The sequence below is a fragment of the Dellaglioa sp. CoH-55-MRSF-7 genome, from assembly GCF_056782235.1.
In genome coordinates this window covers 1-404 of record NZ_JBXAYI010000072.1, presented here as the reverse complement: position 1 = coordinate 404, position 404 = coordinate 1, and the positions used below count along the sequence as shown (strand labels likewise).

The 404-nt window shown below is 55.2% G+C and carries 1 protein-coding gene; it reads left to right on the top strand.

The features are described from left to right. The coding region (locus tag AC1RPU_RS07910) for a hypothetical protein (RefSeq protein ID WP_481769630.1) at positions 1–404 on the top strand (404 nt) is incomplete at both ends.

Here is a 404-nt window from a genome sequence, read left to right as displayed (position 1 = left end):
CGACGTTTGGTGTTTCGGTGTACGACACGACACGCAGCACTCAGTACCCGATCGAGCAATTCAACTGTTCGCTGACCGATTACACGGACAGCAATGGTCTGGAGACAGAGCTTGAACAAGCGATTAACCCGTTCTCGCAATACATTCGGGTAACGTCGAACGTACCGAGCCTGCCGACACCTCTTCCCATTATCTCATCGGTCAGTACTCCTGTGAATATGGCGGGCGGTAACTCGGGCGGTGCTGTTACGTCGCTTCAAGTCGCTGGCGCATGGAACGTGTTTGCGAACAAGCAGCTGTACAAGATCAACATCCTGCTGAACTCGGGCCACGCCAGTCCAGACGTGCAGCTTGCGATGGATAGCTTGGCCCAGCAGCGCGGTGATTGCGTGGCACTACTCGAT